A 530-nucleotide genomic window follows, 5' to 3' on the forward strand; every position below is an offset into this window, starting at 1 on the left:
GAGTAAGGGGGCGTGCGGGCCCGGTCGATCTAGGCTGCCCGCATGAGCATCATCGGAGTCGGGATCGACGTCGCCGAGATCGAGCGGTTCGCCGCGTCGCTGGAACGCACGCCCGGGCTGGCACAGCGGCTCTTCGTGGAGAGCGAACTGCTGCTGCCCAGCGGGGACCGGCGCGGCATCGCCTCCCTGGCGGCGCGGTTCGCCGCCAAGGAGGCGCTGGCCAAGGCGCTCGGGGCGCCCGCGGGGCTGTACTGGACCGACGCCGAGGTGTGGTGCGAGGACAGCGGGCAGCCCCGGCTGCGGGTCAAGGGGACCGTCGCCGCCCGCGCGGAGGAACTGGGCGTGCGCTCCTGGCACATCTCCCTCAGCCACGACGCCGGGGTGGCCTCGGCGGTCGTGGTCGCGGAGGGCTGAGGGACCGTGGACGGCGCCTGACCGTCGCTTTCGCCCTCGTACGCCTCCTGCGAAAAATTCGTCGATGAAGTGCGTGCATCGTGGAAGTGGGGGTACAGGCAGGGAGCCGGTATCGG

Annotated in this window: 1 protein-coding gene; it reads left to right on the forward strand. The window is 71.9% G+C overall.

Annotated features, from left to right (window positions below; translation table 11 throughout):
• Positions 1 to 42: 42 nt before the first annotated feature.
• Positions 43 to 414, forward strand: a complete 372-nt coding sequence (locus LPA54_RS36340; RefSeq protein WP_093767491.1) for a holo-ACP synthase — start codon at positions 43 to 45, stop codon at positions 412 to 414.
• Positions 415 to 530 lie beyond the last annotated feature (116 nt).

Source organism: Streptomyces sp. DH12, assembly GCF_020873895.1.
GTDB lineage: Bacteria > Actinomycetota > Actinomycetes > Streptomycetales > Streptomycetaceae > Streptomyces.